The organism is Wenxinia marina DSM 24838 (assembly GCF_000379485.1).
In the GTDB taxonomy this organism is placed as follows: domain Bacteria; phylum Pseudomonadota; class Alphaproteobacteria; order Rhodobacterales; family Rhodobacteraceae; genus Wenxinia; species Wenxinia marina.
Genome location: NZ_KB902312.1, coordinates 192887 through 208752, shown reverse-complemented (window position 1 = coordinate 208752; position 15866 = coordinate 192887). Strand labels below are relative to the sequence as shown.

Annotated in this window: 21 protein-coding genes; 9 read left to right on the top strand and 12 right to left on the bottom strand. The window is 69.9% G+C overall.

What is annotated here, in order from left to right; all coding sequences use genetic code 11:
• Window positions 1-23 precede the first annotated feature (23 nt).
• Complete coding sequence (locus A37W_RS0117020) at window positions 24-380, top strand: hypothetical protein (protein ID WP_156169159.1); 357 nt, start codon at window positions 24-26, stop codon at window positions 378-380.
• Here A37W_RS0117020 and A37W_RS0117015 read toward each other — a convergent pair.
• The 12 genes from A37W_RS0117015 to A37W_RS0116955 all read right to left on the bottom strand — a co-directional run bounded on the left by A37W_RS0117015 (window position 377) and on the right by A37W_RS0116955 (window position 8404).
• Window positions 377-676 carry a hypothetical protein gene (locus A37W_RS0117015; protein WP_018304250.1) on the bottom strand — a complete coding sequence of 100 codons (300 nt, stop codon included), beginning with the start codon at window positions 674-676 and terminating at the stop codon, window positions 377-379. The genes A37W_RS0117020 and A37W_RS0117015 overlap by 4 nt on opposite strands.
• Before the next feature lie 7 nt (window positions 677-683).
• A complete protein-coding gene (locus A37W_RS0117005) occupies window positions 684-1463 on the bottom strand; it encodes a succinate dehydrogenase iron-sulfur subunit (RefSeq protein ID WP_018304249.1) in 780 nt (259 codons plus the stop codon).
• A gap of 12 nt (window positions 1464-1475) precedes the next feature.
• On the bottom strand, window positions 1476-2207 hold the full coding sequence (locus A37W_RS22310; protein WP_018304248.1) for a class I SAM-dependent methyltransferase: 732 nt from the start codon (window positions 2205-2207) through the stop codon (window positions 1476-1478).
• Entirely contained in the window at window positions 2204-2494 is a 291-nt protein-coding gene (locus A37W_RS0116995) for a hypothetical protein (protein WP_018304247.1), read from the bottom strand. Before A37W_RS0116995 ends, A37W_RS22310 begins: the two co-directional genes overlap by 4 nt.
• 116 nt (window positions 2495-2610) lie before the next feature.
• Window positions 2611-4416, bottom strand: a complete 1806-nt coding sequence (gene sdhA, locus A37W_RS0116990; protein ID WP_018304246.1) for a succinate dehydrogenase flavoprotein subunit — start codon at window positions 4414-4416, stop codon at window positions 2611-2613.
• Window positions 4416-4841 (bottom strand): hypothetical protein, encoded by a 426-nt coding sequence (locus tag A37W_RS0116985; RefSeq protein ID WP_018304245.1) that lies wholly within the window; start codon window positions 4839-4841, stop codon window positions 4416-4418. Before A37W_RS0116985 ends, sdhA begins: the two co-directional genes overlap by 1 nt.
• Entirely contained in the window at window positions 4838-5209 is a 372-nt protein-coding gene (locus A37W_RS0116980) for a succinate dehydrogenase, hydrophobic membrane anchor protein (RefSeq protein WP_018304244.1), read from the bottom strand. The genes A37W_RS0116985 and A37W_RS0116980 overlap by 4 nt, the downstream gene beginning before the upstream one ends.
• Before the next feature lie 11 nt (window positions 5210-5220).
• Window positions 5221-5610: a succinate dehydrogenase, cytochrome b556 subunit gene (gene sdhC, locus A37W_RS0116975; protein WP_018304243.1), complete on the bottom strand. Its 390-nt coding sequence runs from the start codon at window positions 5608-5610 to the stop codon at window positions 5221-5223.
• A gap of 170 nt (window positions 5611-5780) precedes the next feature.
• Entirely contained in the window at window positions 5781-6809 is a 1029-nt protein-coding gene (locus A37W_RS0116970; protein WP_018304242.1) for a MaoC family dehydratase, read from the bottom strand.
• Complete coding sequence (locus A37W_RS0116965; protein WP_018304241.1) at window positions 6806-7009, bottom strand: DUF1737 domain-containing protein; 204 nt, start codon at window positions 7007-7009, stop codon at window positions 6806-6808. Before A37W_RS0116965 ends, A37W_RS0116970 begins: the two co-directional genes overlap by 4 nt.
• A gap of 4 nt (window positions 7010-7013) precedes the next feature.
• Complete coding sequence (locus tag A37W_RS0116960; protein ID WP_018304240.1) at window positions 7014-7559, bottom strand: NnrU family protein; 546 nt, start codon at window positions 7557-7559, stop codon at window positions 7014-7016.
• Window positions 7556-8404 (bottom strand): HpcH/HpaI aldolase/citrate lyase family protein, encoded by an 849-nt coding sequence (locus tag A37W_RS0116955; protein WP_018304239.1) that lies wholly within the window; start codon window positions 8402-8404, stop codon window positions 7556-7558. The genes A37W_RS0116960 and A37W_RS0116955 overlap by 4 nt, the downstream gene beginning before the upstream one ends.
• A gap of 232 nt (window positions 8405-8636) precedes the next feature.
• Between A37W_RS0116955 and A37W_RS0116950 the strand changes: the two genes are divergently transcribed.
• From A37W_RS0116950 to sucD, 8 genes are all read left to right on the top strand, one after another.
• Window positions 8637-8948, top strand: coding sequence for a hypothetical protein (locus A37W_RS0116950; protein ID WP_018304238.1), 312 nt, complete (start codon window positions 8637-8639; stop codon window positions 8946-8948).
• 159 nt (window positions 8949-9107) lie between these two features.
• Window positions 9108-10367 (top strand): PRC-barrel domain-containing protein, encoded by a 1260-nt coding sequence (locus tag A37W_RS22980; protein ID WP_018304237.1) that lies wholly within the window; start codon window positions 9108-9110, stop codon window positions 10365-10367.
• A 156-nt stretch (window positions 10368-10523) separates the two neighbouring features.
• Entirely contained in the window at window positions 10524-11486 is a 963-nt protein-coding gene (gene mdh / locus A37W_RS0116940) for a malate dehydrogenase (protein ID WP_018304236.1), read from the top strand.
• 78 nt (window positions 11487-11564) lie between these two features.
• Window positions 11565-12752, top strand: a complete 1188-nt coding sequence (locus A37W_RS0116935; protein ID WP_018304235.1) for a hypothetical protein — start codon at window positions 11565-11567, stop codon at window positions 12750-12752.
• A 164-nt stretch (window positions 12753-12916) separates the two neighbouring features.
• The gene (gene sucC / locus A37W_RS0116930; protein ID WP_018304234.1) at window positions 12917-14110 is read left to right on the top strand and encodes an ADP-forming succinate--CoA ligase subunit beta; all 1194 of its coding nucleotides are present in this window, start codon (window positions 12917-12919) and stop codon (window positions 14108-14110) included.
• Between the two features lie 5 nt (window positions 14111-14115).
• Window positions 14116-14364, top strand: a complete 249-nt coding sequence (locus A37W_RS0116925; RefSeq protein ID WP_156169157.1) for a hypothetical protein — start codon at window positions 14116-14118, stop codon at window positions 14362-14364.
• A gap of 13 nt (window positions 14365-14377) precedes the next feature.
• The gene (locus tag A37W_RS0116920) at window positions 14378-14881 is read left to right on the top strand and encodes a hypothetical protein (protein WP_157236503.1); all 504 of its coding nucleotides are present in this window, start codon (window positions 14378-14380) and stop codon (window positions 14879-14881) included.
• 50 nt (window positions 14882-14931) lie between these two features.
• Window positions 14932-15819 (top strand): succinate--CoA ligase subunit alpha, encoded by an 888-nt coding sequence (gene sucD, locus A37W_RS0116915; RefSeq protein WP_018304231.1) that lies wholly within the window; start codon window positions 14932-14934, stop codon window positions 15817-15819.
• Window positions 15820-15866: the final 47 nt, after the last annotated feature.

The window sequence follows — 15866 nt, the reverse complement described above, 5'->3', positions numbered from 1 at the left end:
GGGAGGTACCAGAGATGACCACGATGTCGAAGCTCCATGAGGCCTGGCGCGACCAGCGCCGGGTCGAGGCGGAGATCGCCGCGCTGACGATGGGCGAGATGACGGACCTGTCGCTCGGCCGCGCCGACCTCATGCACCTCGCGCGGATGCCGGAGGAGCAGATCGCGCGGATGCACTGGGTCGCGGACCTCTTCGGCGCCGGACGCGCGCTCGCGGACGATCCTCGGATGCAGCGGGAGGTCGGCCTCACCTGCGCCGGTTGCGGGCAGACCGCCCGCTGCCATGCCGCCTTCGCCGATCCGGCCGGAATGACCGCCTCCGAGGCGGAGGTTTTCTGCCCGAACGCACCGACCTACAGACAGGCGGGCCGGGCCGTCTAGGACAGTTCCCTACGCAGGAGCGCGAGGAGGTGGTCGACCTGCGCCTCGCGAGGGACGGCGCCCTTCGTCCAGCCGTCGCCGAAGGCACGGCGCGTTTCGGCGTCGTCCAGCAGCGGCACCAGCCGGCCGACGGCGACGATCGCCTCGGCGAGGTGCCAGGCGAACCCGCTCTCGCCGATGGCGACGCGGTTGAGGTAGTGCAGCCGCTGACCGAGCCCGCGCAGCACCTCCTGCAACTCGTCCGGCGAGCGGTAGGCGAGCGACGGCTCCGCCCTCTCTTCGCTTTCCTCGGCCACCCGCCCGTCAGACCATCCGATCGACCAGCATCTTCTTGATGTTCTGGATCGCCTTGGCGGGATTGAGGCCCTTGGGGCAGGTCTTGGCGCAGTTCATGATCGTGTGGCAGCGATACAGCTTGAACGGATCCTCCAGATCGTCCAGCCGCTCGCCCGTCGCCTCGTCCCGGCTGTCGATGATCCAGCGGTAGGCGTGCAGCAGCGCGGCGGGGCCGAGATAGCGGTCGCCGTTCCACCAGTAGGACGGGCACGCGGTGGAGCACGAGGCGCACATGACGCACTCGTAGAGGCCGTCCAGCTTCTTGCGGTCCTCGATCGATTGCCGCCATTCCTTGGCCGGGGCGTTCGTCTTGGTCTCGAGCCACGGCATGATGCTGGCATGCTGCGCGTAGAAGTGGGTGAGGTCGGGGATCAGGTCCTTGACCACCGGCATGTGCGGCAGCGGGTAGATCGTCACGTCGCCCTTCACCTCATCGATGCCGTAGATGCAGGCCAGCGTGTTGATCCCGTCGATCATCATCGCGCACGAGCCGCAGATCCCCTCGCGGCAGGACCGGCGGAAGGTCAGGGTCGGATCGATCTCGTTCTTGATCTTGATGAGGGCGTCCAGGATCATCGGCCCGCAGGTGTCGAGATCGACGAAATAGGTGTCGACCCGCGGCGCCTTCCCGTCGTCGGGATTCCAGCGGTAGACCCGGAACTTGCGGACGTTGGTCGCGCCCTCGGGCCGGGGCCAGGTCTTGCCGACGGTGATGCGGCTGTTCTTGGGCAGTCGGAATTCGGCCATGGGGTGCCTCCGTCAGAGCGGTTTGGTGCCGATGAACAGGGTCTCGCCCCGCATCAGGCCATAGGTGAGGACGTCGGGTTCGACGGCCGTGTACTCGGCCAGGTCGAAGCCGGCGGCGCGGATCCGGTCGCGCAGGTCGCGACCGTAATAGCGGACGTGGTCGTTCTGGCCGAAATGGACGCGCCGGTCGGACGCCTCGGTCACGTCCGGGTCCTCGTAGGTGCGCGCCCACCCCTCGCAGACCGGGGTCATCAGGAAGGCGATGCCGCCGGGCTTCAGCATCCGGAAGATCTCGGACAGGGCGCGGCGGTCGTCCACGTGCTCGAGGACGTGGTTGCAGACGATGCGGTCGTACTCCTCCGACGGCAGGCCCGTCCTCTCGATGTTCACGCGATGCGTGACGCGGCGCCGCTCGCTGAGGTCCGCCGTCTCGTATCTCGCGACGAGGTCCTTGATGTAGGGGCCGAGCTGCTTCTCCGGCGCGAAGTGCAGCACGACGTGGTGCGGCTCGAACGGGCGATTGCGGTCGGCGTACAGGCGGAACAGGCGATGCCGCTCCAGCGACTGGCACTTGGCGCAGCGCGCGTCGAAGCGGGGCGGATCGCCGAAGGCGGTGAAGGTGCCGAACCAGCCGCAGATCGGGCATTCGCGCGGAGTGATGCCGCGCGCCGACTGGCGGAAGCGCTGCACCTGGCGCTTCACCTCGGCCTCGATCCGGTCCTTCATCGCGGCGTCGTCGGTCATCGCAGGCGCGGCGGTCTGTAGGGTTCGGCCCCGGTCCGCCGCACCACGCAGTCGCGGTAGACGTCGAGCGGGTCGCGGCCGGTCAGGTAGTCGCCCGACACGCCGACCGCGACGCCGGTATAGGGGCCGGAGTTCGAGTTGTAGCCGAGCGTGACGGCGCCGGTCGGCCCCTGCGCGGCGCGGGCGCGCTGCTCGCACTCCTGCGCGGCCTCCTCGGGGGACCAGACGCGCGGGGCGCAGGCGGTGAGCAGCAGGGCGGCGGGAAGGGCGGCGAACAGGACACGCATGACGGGAACACTCCGGACCGGCCGCGCGGCAGGCGCGGCTTCAGGCCCGCAGGATAGGCCGGCGCGGCTCTGACAGGCGATATCAGCCGCCCCCCGGATGCGCCGCCGCCCGTCCATCAGTAGACCCGCGCCTTCGGCGCGATCTTCTTGAGGTCGATCCCCCCCTCCTCCGCATTCGTCAGCGGGTCGAGGTGGACGGGCCGGTAATCCAGCCGCACCTCGGCGCCGTCGATCCAGGCGAGCGAGTGCTTGCGCCACTCCTCGTCGTTGCGGTCCGGCCAGTCCTCGTGCGCGTGGGCGCCGCGGCTTTCCTTGCGGGCCTCGGCTGCGACCACGGTGGCGAGCGCGTTGGGCATCAGGTTCGTCAGTTCCAGCGTCTCCATCAGGTCGCTGTTCCAGACGAGAGAGCGGTCGGTGACCTTGATGTCGGCCATCTTCCCGGCGACGGCGGTCATCTTCTGGACCCCCTCCGCCAGCGTCTTGTCGGTGCGGAAGACGGCGGCGTCGGACTGCATCACCTTCTGCATCTCCAGCCGCAGCTCGGCCGTCGGCGTGCCGCCGTCGGCGTGGCGCAGCGTGTCGAACCGCTCCAGCGCCTTGTCGATCGCGGCCCTGGGCGGTGTCGGAATCGCGCGGGAGCGGTCCACCACCTGACCGGCGCGGATCGCCGCGGCCCGGCCGAAGACGACAAGGTCGATGAGAGAGTTTGAGCCGAGGCGGTTGGCGCCGTGGACGCTGGCGCAGCCGGCCTCGCCCACCGCCATCAGGCCGGGGGCGACGGCGTCGGGGCTGTCGTCCGTGGGGTTCAGCACTTCGCCCCAGTAGTTCGTCGGGATGCCGCCCATGTTGTAATGCACCGTCGGCAACACCGGGATCGGCTCCTTCGTGACGTCGACGCCGGCGAAGATGCGGGCGCTTTCGCTGATCCCGGGCAGCCGCTCGTTCAGGGTCTCGGGCGGCAGGTGGTTGAGGTGCAGGTGGATGTGGTCCTTGTCGTTGCCGACGCCGCGCCCCTCGCGGATCTCCATCGTCATGCAGCGGCTGACGACGTCGCGGCTGGCGAGGTCCTTGTAGGTGGGGGCGTAGCGTTCCATGAACCGCTCGCCCTCGGAGTTGGTGAGGTAGCCGCCCTCGCCCCGCGCGCCTTCGGTGATGAGGCACCCGGCGCCGTAGATGCCGGTCGGGTGGAACTGCACGAACTCCATGTCCTGCAGGGGCAGGCCAGCGCGGGCGATCATGCCGTTGCCATCGCCGGTGCAGGTATGGGCGGACGTCGCGCTGAAATAGGCGCGGCCGTAGCCGCCGGTCGCCAGCACCACCATCTTGGCAGCGAAGACGTGCATCGTGCCGTCGTCCAGCTTCCACGCGAGCACGCCCTCGCAGGTGCCGTCCTCGGCCATCAGCAGGTCGATGGCGAAATACTCGATGTAGAACTCGGCCTTCTGCTTCAGGCTCTGGCCGTACAGCGTGTGCAGGATCGCGTGGCCGGTCCGGTCGGCGGCGGCGCAGGTGCGCTGCACCGGCGGACCCTCCCCGAACTCGGTCGTGTGGCCGCCGAAGGGCCGCTGGTAGATGCGCCCCTCCTCGGTCCGGGAGAAGGGGACGCCGTAATGTTCCAACTCGTACACCGCGGCGGGCGCCTCGCGGGCGAGGTATTCCATCGCGTCGGTGTCGCCCAGCCAGTCCGAGCCCTTCACCGTGTCGTACATGTGCCACTGCCAGTGGTCGGGGCCCATGTTGGAGAGCGAGGCGGCGATGCCGCCCTGCGCGGCCACCGTGTGCGAGCGGGTCGGGAAGACCTTGGTGATGCAGGCAGTGCGCAGTCCCTGCTCGGCCATGCCGAGGGTCGCGCGCAGACCGGCCCCGCCAGCGCCGACGACGACGACGTCGTATTGATGGGTCTCGTACTCGTAGGCGGCCATCAGTTCGTTCCTTCCTTCGCGCGTTCGGCGAGCCCGGCGCAGACGCCCAGGTCCTCTTCCAGCTGCGGGTCGCCCGCGATGATCTCTCCGCTCTCGTCGAAGTTCGTCTCGAAGCGGGCCAAGTAGGCGTCGCGCGTCTCGCCGATCGCCAGGTAGATGTCCTGCAGCACGTCGGCGATGTCACCCGCCTCGGCCGAAAGGATCAGCGCCGCGGCCTCGAGGTCCTCGCGGCCGGCCGCGATGTTCGCCCAGGCGTCGGGCCCGAACTCCGCCTCGGACCCGCGCTCCTGCAGGGCGGCGAGGAAGCCGGCGCAGCGGGTGTAGGCGGGCACCGGGCCGTCGGCCTGCACCAGGTCGGCGATCGGCGCCATCCCCTGCGCCACGGCGCCGGTCGCCAGCGCCGACAGGAGGACGCCCAGCCTCACAGGGCGAGCCGGAGCACGGCGAACAGCCCCGCCGCCATCAGCCCGTAGGACAGGCAGGCGAGGATCGCGAGCGAGGCCTTGCGGGCGAAGCCGCCGACGTAGTCCTCCAGCATGATCTCGGCCCCGCCGCGGAAATGGTGGAAGCCGACGACGAAGGTCAGCCCCGCCACCAGCGCCGGGAACGGCCGGCTGTAGTAGAGGACCATCTCCTCGTAGGGCAGGCCGAGGGCCGGGCCGAAGGTGAAGACGAACAGCGGCACCAGGATCAGCAGGCCGACCGAGGACAGGGTCATCGACCAGTGATGCTCGGTCCCCGACTTGGAGGAGCCGAGGCCCACGGCGCGCTTGCGGTCGGTCATGTAGGGCATGTCTCGCCTCCTCAGACGATCAGGACGGTGAGGATCGTCAGGATCACGGCACCGGCCACGGCGGCCTGTCCGAGCCTCTCGGCCCGCCCGACCTCGAGCATGCGGCCGGTGTCCCATATCAGGTGACGGATGCCGGCGAGCGTATGGTACCAAAGCGCCGCGACGGACAGGGTCATCACGATGTCGCCGAACCAGCTTGTGATCACGCCGTTGGCGACGCGGTAGGCGTCCGGTCCGGCGGCGGCGGCGAGAAACCACCAGACGGTCAGCGCGGCCGCGACGATCAGGCCGTTGCCGGTGATCCGCGTGAAGATCGAGGTCATCGACGTCCATTGCGGCCGGTAGTACGGCCCGATCATGAACGGAGAGAGCGGGCGGTTGCCGCGGTTCACGTCGGCCATGGCGTCCCCTTCCTATGCGTCCGGCGGTGAGGCCGCCGAGGTCGGGGCCGTTTCTGCCCCATCTCGGCGGCGGTGTCACGGCAGGAGATAGAGCCAATTCCGACTGATGGCGCTAAAATCGACGGCTCGTGATCACGCGCCGCCGAGGCGTGATCACAAATCCCGGTGGATCAGGCCGGGATCAGCGCCCAGCAGTCCAGATCGAGGAGGACGTCCGGCCGATAGGCCCCGGCGTCGTCCCGCAGCTGCCCCGCCGCGCCGCGCGTCGCCACCAGCCGCAGGCGCAGCGCCCCGATGTCATTGCCGAGGTTGGCGCGGTCCAGCACCTCGGACCAGGCCCGGACGGTGTCGCCGGCGAAGCAGGGATTGGCGTGCGCCCCGCCGTTCAGCGCGACGATCGTCTGCGCATTGGCGAGACCGTTGAACGACAGCGCCCGGGCCAGGCTGATGACGTGACCGCCGTAGATGAGCCGCCGGCCGTCCTCGCGCGCGGTGGCGTCGAAATGCACCCGGGCGGTGTTCTGCCACAGGCGGGTCGCCATCATGTGTTCGGCCTCCTCGACGGTGACGCCGTCGACATGGTCGATGATCTCGCCGACGGCGTAGTCGGACAGGCGGTGCGGCTCTCCGGCCAGCGCGAAGTCGTACCCGCCGAAGTCCAGCCCCTCCGGCACCACGAGATCGCTCGCGGCCACCGCCTCCGCCAGCTCGGGCACCACGGCCTCCGGCGCCTCGCCCGGCGCGCGGCGGCGGACCATGACCCAGCGCACGTAGGACAGGCACGGCCGCCCGTCCGCGAAGCCCCGCGTCCGCACCCAGACGATGCCGGCCTTGCCGCTGGACAGCTGCCGCAGGCCGATCACCTCGCTCTCGGCGGTGATCGTCTCGCCCGGCCAGACCGGCGACAGCCAGCGCCCCTCGGCATAGCCGAGGTTGGCGACGGCGTTCAGCGAGATGTCGGGGACGCTCTTGCCGAAGACGGTGTGGAAGACGATCAGGTCGTCGAGCGGCGCGGCCGCCAGTCCGCAGGCGCGGGCGAAGGAGTCGGAGGAATGCAGCGCGTGCCGGGCGGGATAGAGCGCGTGGTACAGCGCCCGCTCGCCGACGGTCAGGGTCCGCGGCACCGCGTGGCGGATGGTCTCGCCGACGCGGTAGTCCTCGAAGAACCGGCCGCCTCCGGTCTTGGCACCGCTCGTCAAAGCGATCCCAGCTTCACCTCGGGCGAGTACTCGCCCTCGACCTCCTTCGTCACGGCCTGCCCGCAGCGCATCACCCCGCCGACCTGGTCGAAGGCGTATTGCGGGTCGCCGTACAGCTCCCAGCCCTTCGACAGGGCCTCGGTCACCTTGTGGCAGAAGGCCGACGTGTCGTCGGCGGTGAGGAAGCGGTAGGCCTTCATGGGATCATCCGAACGGGTTGTAGCCGAGGAGGGTGTGGATGCCGGCGATCACGGCATAGACGATGACGGTCCCGACGATCGCGCGAATCTCCTTGGCCCGGGGGGCGGGCGGCGGCGGGGTCCAGGCCGGCTCCGCCCGGTTGATGAGGGCCATCTCGGCCAGCGCCCAGACCAGCAGGCCGCCGAACAGCACGAACGACGGCAGGTCGCCGTTCACCAGCAGGTGCGCGACGGCCCAGAGCGACACCGCGGTCAGCTGCGGGTGGCGCAGGCTGCGGGTGATCCGGGTCTTCAAGCCGGAGGCGGCGAAGAGGTAGACGGCGATCAGCACCAGAAGGTTGTTGATGCCGGTCGTCGCGGGCGAGCGGCCCCACCAGACCGGCCCGTCGGCCGTCCGGTAGCCGATCACCATCAGCACGATGGACAGGACCAGCACCAGCGCGACCCCGCCCCTGGCCCGGTCGCCGAGGCGGGCGCGCGCCTCCGGCGCCAGCCGCTTGAACATGTGGGGCAGCGACCACAGCAGCAGCCCGAGGATCAGCCAGATCATGTCGTCTCCAGTGCGGCGATGGCCTCGGCCCGGGAAAGCGTCTCGCGGGCGGTGGCGACGTGAAGGTTCTCGACGATGCGCCCGTCGACGACGGCGACGCCCTGTCCCGCGGCCGATGCCTCGTCGAAGGCGGCGATCTGCCGGCGGGCGAGGTCGATCTCGGCCCCGGTCGGGGCGAAGGCGGCATTGGCGAGGGCGATCTGGTCGGGATGGATCAGCGACTTGCCGTCGAAGCCGAGGTCGCGGCCCTGCGCGCACTCCGCCTCCAGCCCCTCGGCGTCGCGGAAGGCGTTGTAGACGCCGTCGATCGCGACCCGCCCGTGCGCCCGCGCCGCCAGCAGGCAGGCGGACAGGGCGTGCAGCAGCGGCTCGCGCCGGTGGCCGGGGCGGGTGCGCAGGTCCTTGGCGAGGTCGTTGGTGCCCATGACGATGCCCGCGAGGCGGGGATGGGCGCAGATCGCGGCGGCGTTCAGGATGCCGGCCGGCGTCTCCATCATCGCCCAGAGCGGCAGGTCGGGGACCAGCGCCGCGACCCGGTCCAGCGTCGCCGGCCCGTCCACCTTGGGCACCAGTACACCGTCGCATGCCAGCCCCGCGGCCGCGCGGAGGTCGTCTTCCCCCCACTCGGTGTCCAGCCCGTTGATGCGGACCAGCCGCGCCCGCGCGCCGTATCCCCCGGAGGCCAGCGCGGCGGCCAGCGTCTCGCGGGCCCGCACCTTCTCCTCCGGCGCGACGGCGTCCTCCAGATCGAAGAGGATCGCATCGCAGGACAGGCCGCGGGCCTTGTCCAGCGCCCGCTCGCGCGAGGCGGGAATGTAGAGGGCGGAGCGGTAGGGGCGGGCCATGCGTCGATTCGCGGGTTCGGAGCGGTGTCGGCGCACCCTGCCCCCTGCGCGGGCAAGGCTTCAACAGACATCTGGCCGTGTTGCGCGTGCCGGTGGGCCGGTCGGCCGGACGGTTAACCGCGTTTTCGGGCCCATCGTGCGAGGGTCGGTCCCGAGGTCGCGCTATCGACGGGGACGCGGCCCGATCCTCCCACGCGGCGCGCCACCTGCGCCCCTTCGCAAAGGACATGTCATGATCCGCACCGCCTTCGCCTTGTCCCTCGGCCTCGGGGCCGCCGCCCTGGCCAGCCCGCTCCACGCGCAGCAGCGCGTCTGCGGCCCACACGACCGCGTGGTCGAGCGGCTCGCCGCCGTCTACGGCGAGAGCCGTCAGTCCATCGGCCTCGGCTCGAACAATGCGGTGGTCGAGATCTTCGCCTCCGCCGAGACCGGCACGTGGACCATCACCGTCACGATCCCGGGCGGCCCGACCTGCCTCGTCGCCGCCGGAGAGGCCTACCAGCACCTTGCCGAGGATCTTCCCAACACCGACCCGCCGGCGTGATTTCTCTTACGCGGCGGCAGGTCGGCCGGTTCCCGCCGCGAAGGCAAAGATATTTCAGGAACTCACTGGGTTTGGCTGGGGTTAGCGCGGTCAGAAGCGCCAGCGTGGACGGGTCTTTCCCGACCGCTGATCCGCGCAGATCAAGTCCGGAGAGATTCCATGAAAAACCTCCTTGCCACCGTGGCCATCGGCGCGCTGATGGGCAGCGCCGCCGTCGCCCAGGACGCCTCGACCGAAGGCGCCATGACCTACGACGTCCAGCAGGGCGACTTCTACGCTTCCAACCTGCTGGGCTCGCGCCTCTACACGACCGAGCAGGAGCTGACCGCGGACACCCAGTTCGCCGACGTGTACGAGAACTGGAACGACATCGGCGAGATCAACGACTTCGTCGTGTCCGAGGGCGGCTCGGTGCAGGCGGTGATCGTCGGCGTCGGCGGCTTCCTCGGCATCGGCGAGAAGGATGTCGCGATCTCGATGGACGACCTGACCACCACGTTCGACGACGACGGCAGCCGCTTCCTCGTCGTGAACATGAGCCAGGAGGCGCTCGAGAACGCGCCGGCCTTCGAATACGAGGAGCTGGACAACGACATCGGCGAGGCGTCCGAGGTCGACGGCGCTGACGCCGGCGCCGATGCCGCGGTCGAAGAGGCCGCGACCGACACGGCGGCGACCGACGAGGAGATGGCGACCGAGGGGGCCGTCGAGACGGAGATGGTCGAAGGTGAAGAGGCCATGACCGAGGAGACCGCCGAGACCGACATGGCGGCCACCGACACCGAGGCGACCGCCGAGGAGACCGACACGGAAATGGCCGAAGGCGACGAGGCCATGACAGAGGAGACCGCCGAGACCGAAATGGCGGCCACCGAAACCGAGGCGACCGCCGAGGAAGGCGCCGAAGCCGAGATGGCCGAAGGTGACGAGGCCATGACCGAGGAGGCCGCCGACGCCGAGACCGCTGCCGCCGACGCCGAGGCCGCGACCGCCGAGGAAGGCGCCGCGACCGAAACGGCCGAAGGCGACGAGGCCATGACCGAAGAGACGATGGACCCGACCGAAACGGCCGCGGCCGACGCCGCCGTTGCCGCCGACTCGGCGGAACTTGCGGCGCCGGAAGGCTTCCAGCTGGTCCCCGTCACGGATCTCACCGCCGAGGAGCTCGACGGGGCCACCGTCCGCTCGTCCACCGATGAGGAGTGGGTCGGCGAGATCAGCTCGCTGATCCTCGACGACCAGGGCCAGGTGGTTCAGGCCGTGATCGACGTCGGCGGCTTCCTCGGGATCGGCGAGAAGCCGGTCGCGATGAACTTCGACGACCTCGAAATCTACCGCGAGGATGCCTCGGGCGCCCTCGAGGTGAGGGTCAACGCCAGCCGCGAAGAGCTGGAAGGCATGAGCGCCTTCGAAGGCTGATCCGCGTCCGGCTCGACCGTCCCGCGCCGCCTCCGCCCGCCGGAGGCGGCGTTTTCTTGTCCGGATGCCGCGCTGCGGCGGCCTTGCCAGCATCGCCCGGCGGGATTAGGCAGGCACGCGTTCGGACCTCATGGAAGTCAGCAAGGACCCATCGTCATGGCCAGACCCAAGATCGCCCTCATCGGTGCCGGTCAGATCGGCGGCACGCTCGCCCACCTCGCCGCTATCAAGGAGCTGGGGGACGTCGTCCTCTTCGACATCGCCGAGGGCACGCCCCAGGGCAAGGCGCTGGACATCGCCGAGTCCGGCCCGTCCGAAGGCTTCGACGCGACCCTCGAGGGCGCGAACGATTATTCCGCGATCGCCGGCGCCGACGTCTGCATCGTCACTGCCGGCGTGCCCCGCAAGCCGGGGATGAGCCGGGACGACCTCCTCGGCATCAACCTCAAGGTCATGAAGTCGGTCGGCGAGGGCATCGCGAAGAACGCCCCTGACGCCTTCGTCATCTGCATCACCAACCCCCTCGACGCGATGGTCTGGGCGCTGCGCGAATTCTCGGGCCTGCCGCACGAGAAGGTCTGCGGCATGGCCGGCGTGCTCGACAGCGCCCGCTTCCGGCACTTCCTGTCGCTGGAGTTCGGCGTCTCGATGAAGGACGTCACCGCCTTCGTCCTCGGCGGCCACGGCGACACGATGGTCCCGCTCGCCCGCTACTCCACCGTCGCCGGCATTCCGCTGCCCGACCTCGTCTCGATGGGCTGGACCAGCCAGGAGCGTCTGGACGCGATCGTGCAGCGCACCCGCGACGGCGGCGCTGAGATCGTCGGCCTGCTGAAGACCGGGAGCGCCTACTACGCGCCGGCCACGTCTGCGATCGAGATGGCCGAGGCGTACCTCAAGGACCAGAAGCGCGTCCTGCCCTGCGCGGCGTATGTCGAGGGCGCCTACGGCCTGAAGGGCATGTATGTCGGCGTACCGACCGTGATCGGCGCCGGCGGCATCGAGAAGGTCATCGACATCAAGCTCGACAAGGACGAGCAGGCGATGTTCGACAAGTCGGTCGATGCCGTGAAAGGCCTCGTGGAGGCCTGCAAGGGCATCGACGAGAGCCTCGCCTGAGCGGGTATTCCTGACTTGGCGGGCCGTCCGCGGCCCGCGACACTCCCCCGACGGCCCTGTGCGCCCCGGAGGAGCGAGATGAGAACAGCCCTGACCCTGACGGCCGCCCTCGCGGCCGGCCCTGCGGTGGCGGACATCGATTTCGCCTCCGTCCTCGGCGGCCGCAGCCTCGCCGCCGCCGAGAGCGATCTTTCCGCCATCGCCGACCCCACGCCGGACGAGCGCTTCGCCCTCGGCGGCGTTCGGTTCCTGCGCGGGATCGAGCGGGCGTTCCAGCTGCGCTACCGCGTCGGGCTGCACGACGGCCTCGCCGTCATGTCCGGCCTCCCGGTCCTGCGCGTGCCGATGGGCGCGAACCCGGCGCCCGAGCCGTTCACACCGGACGCGGTGGAGGTCCTGTTCGCCGACATCGTCACCGACATGCAGGCGGCCTCGGACGTCCTGTTGACGATCGGCGATGCCGATGCTGTCGGCGTGTCCGTGGCCCTTGGCGATCTGTGGTTCGACATCGACATGGACGGCGCCCGCAGCGACGGCGAGGGCCTGCTCGACCTCGCGGGCGCCGCACTCGACCCGCAGATCGCGGCGACGACGATCCGGTTCGACACCGCCGATGCCGCGTGGCTGTCGGCCTACGCGCATCTTCTTGCCGGGGTCGGCGAGGTCGTCCTCGCCATCGGACCGGCCGAGGCGATCGGCGCGATCAACGACGCGTCCGAGTCGATGGACGGGCTGGGCGGCCAGCCGCCATCGTGGAGCGGCATGGGCTCGGCCAACGAGGCCGCCTGGATCGACCTCGCCGCGATGGCGCTCATGGCCCTCGACGGGGTGCCGGACGCCGCGCATTCCCGGGCGGCGCATGGCCATTTCCTGCAGGTCGTCGCCGACAACCGCACCTTCTGGCGGCGGGTGGCGCGCGAGACCGACGACGACGCCGAATGGATTCCGAACAAGGCGCAGACCTCGGCCACCGGCCTTCGGTTTCCGCCCGAAACCGGTACGCTCTGGCTCGCCGTCCTGTCCGACGCCGAGCGGGTGCTGACCGGTGAACTGCTGCTTCCCTTCTGGCGCCTCGGCGAGGGCGCGGGGATCAACCTCGCGCGGGTCTTCGAGGAGCCGCCGTCACTCGACCTCGCGGGCCTCGTCCACGGTGTCTCGCTGGTGCCCTACATGGACGAGGGGCCGCGGGCGGGAGCCGACAACCTCATGCTGTTCTCGAGGATGATGGGCGGCGATGCGCTGCTCTACGCGCTTGTCCTGAACTGATTCGCTGTGCGCGCTAACGGTCCGTCCGCGTGTGATCACACCTCGGAAAGGTGTGATCACAAATGTCGGAATATGCGCTCGCCAGCGCATATTGGCGTTTTCTCAACCCCTGCCCTGTGATTTGAGCGGGGGCACGGCCCGAGGCGGACGAGGAAGGGACAGCGATGAACATCCACGAGTACCAGGCCAAGGCCCTCCTGCGCGACTACGGCGCACCGGTGTCCGACGGCCGCGCCGTCCTGCGCGCCGAAGAGGCCAAGACGGCGGCGGGCGAGCTCGACGGCCCGCTCTGGGTGGTCAAGGCGCAGATCCACGCCGGCGGCCGCGGCAAGGGGTCGTTCAAGGAGGCCGACGCCGGCGACAAGGGCGGCGTCCGCCTCGCCAAGTCGGTCGAGGAGGCCGCGACCGAGGCGAAGCGCATGCTCGGCCGCACCCTCGTCACCAAGCAGACCGGCGCCGCCGGCAAGCAGGTGAACCGCATCTACATCGAGGACGGTTCGGACATCGAGCGCGAGCTGTACCTGGCGCTGCTGGTGGACCGTGGGACCTCCCGCATCTCCTACGTCGCCTCGACCGAGGGCGGCATGGACATCGAGGAGGTCGCCGCCTCGACCCCCGACAAGATCCTGTCCTTCAGCGTCGATCCGGCCACCGGCTACCAGCCCTACCACGGCCGCCGCATCGCCTTTGCCCTCGGCCTCACCGGGAGCCAGGCCAAGCAGTGCGTCAAGCTGATGGAGACCCTGTATCGCCTGTTCGTCGACAAGGACATGGAGATGCTGGAGATCAACCCGCTGATCGTGACCGACAAGGGCGATCTGAAATGCCTCGACGCCAAGATGGGCTTCGACGGCAACGCGATCTACCGCCATCCCGACATCGCCAGCCTGCGGGACGAGACCGAGGAGGACCCGAAGGAGCTGGCGGCGTCGAAGTACGACCTCAACTACATCGCCCTCGACGGCGAGATCGGCTGCATGGTCAACGGCGCCGGCCTCGCCATGGCGACGATGGACATCATCAAGCTGTACGGGGCGGAGCCCGCCAACTTCCTCGACGTCGGCGGCGGCGCCACCAAGGAGAAGGTGACCGAGGCGTTCAAGATCATCACCTCCGATCCGAACGTGAAGGGCATCCTCGTCAACATCTTCGGCGGCATCATGCGTTGCGACGTCATCGCCGAGGGCGTGATCGCCGCGGTGAAGGAAGTCGGTCTGAAGGTTCCGCTGGTCGTCCGGCTGGAAGGCACGAACGTCGAGAAGGGCAAGGAGATCATCGCGAACTCCGGCCTGAACGTCATCGCCGCCGACGACCTCAAGGACGGCGCCCAGAAGATCGTGAAAGCGGTGAAAGGATGATCGCCATGCTGCGCCTCGCCCCCCTGCTGATCCTCGCCGCCGCCTGCACGCCGATCGGCGTGCCCGTCCCCGACCCGGGCGCGCAGACCGCGCCGCTTCCGGCGTCGGCGAATGTCGGCGGCTACCAGAGCCCCTACGCCAACCCGACGACCGCCCCGATCGTCCAGCCCGCGCCGACCGACCTGAACCCGGCGGTCTGCACTGGCGGCATCACCCCGGACGGGCGGCCCTGCCCGTTCGACGAGCCGCGCTAGCCTCGACATGCCGATGCGCCGCGCCGCCCCGATCTGCCTCGCCCTTCTGGCCGCGCCCGCGCTGGCGCAGTCCCCGGACGAGATCGCCGCCGCGATGATCGAGGTCTGCGGCGACCTCGACGCGGCGATGCCGCGCCTCGCGCTCGAGGGGCTGACCTCGGGCAACGGCGGGGCCGGCGCGACCGAGGACGGGGCCCTGACCTTCGCCAGCGGCGAGGCGCTGGACGGCGTCGCGGTGGTAAACGCCGTCCGCACCGCGCTGGACGGCGGCGCGATGGCGTCCTGCACGCTGACCGTGTTCGGCGACGGCGCGCCCGATCCCGAAGGCATGACCGAAGCGACCGAGGCCGTCGTCGCCGAGCTCCTCGGCGAGGAGACCACGGCCTACGGCGGTGCGACGGGCACCGGCGTCGCGCGGGTCTGGGCGACCCCCGGCTTCCCGCCCGCCGCCACCCTGAACCTCGTGGTCGACCAGCGCGTGGCGATCCTCACCCTGTCGCGGCAGACCGCGGACTGAACCGGACACGGGAGCCAGCGGCGCCCGCACCGAAAAACGAAAGGCGACACATGGCCATTCTCATCGACAAGCACACCAGGGTCATCTGTCAGGGCTTCACCGGCTCGCAGGGGACCTTCCACTCGGAGCAGGCCATCGCCTACGGCACGCAGATGGTCGGCGGTGTCACCCCCGGGAAGGGCGGGCAGGAGCATCTGGGCCTGCCGGTCTTCAACTCGGTGCACGAGGCGATGGCGAAGACCGGCGCCGAGGCGTCGGTGATCTACGTCCCGCCGCCGTTCGCCGCCGATTCCATCCTCGAGGCGATCGACGCCGGGATGCCGCTGATCGTCTGCATCACCGAAGGGATCCCGGTTCTGGACATGATGAAGGTCAAGCGCGCGCTGGAGGGCACCGCCAGCCGCCTGATCGGGCCGAACTGCCCCGGCGTGATCACGCCCGACGCCTGCAAGATCGGCATCATGCCCGGCCACATCCACAAGCGCGGCTCCGTCGGCGTGGTCAGCCGCTCCGGCACGCTGACCTACGAGGCGGTGAAGCAGACGACCGACAGCGGCCTCGGCCAGTCCACCGCCGTCGGCATCGGCGGCGACCCGATCAAGGGGACGGAGCATATCGACGTGCTCGACATGTTCCTGGACGACGACGAGACGCAGTCGATCATCATGATCGGCGAGATCGGCGGCAGCGCCGAGGAGGAGGCGGCCGAGTTCCTGGCCGACCAGAAGAAGAAGGGCCGCTGGAAGCCCGTCGCCGGCTTCATCGCCGGCCGCACCGCGCCCCCGGGCCGGCGGATGGGCCACGCCGGCGCCATCGTGTCGGGCGGCAAGGGCGACGCCGAGAGCAAGATCGAGGCGATGAAGTCCGCCGGCATCGTCGTCGCCGACAGCCCCGCCACGCTGGGCGAGGCCGTCCTCGAAGCCATCGACAAGGGCTGATGCCGCGATGGCCCGCCCCGACCGCATCGTATTTCAGACGGCTGCCG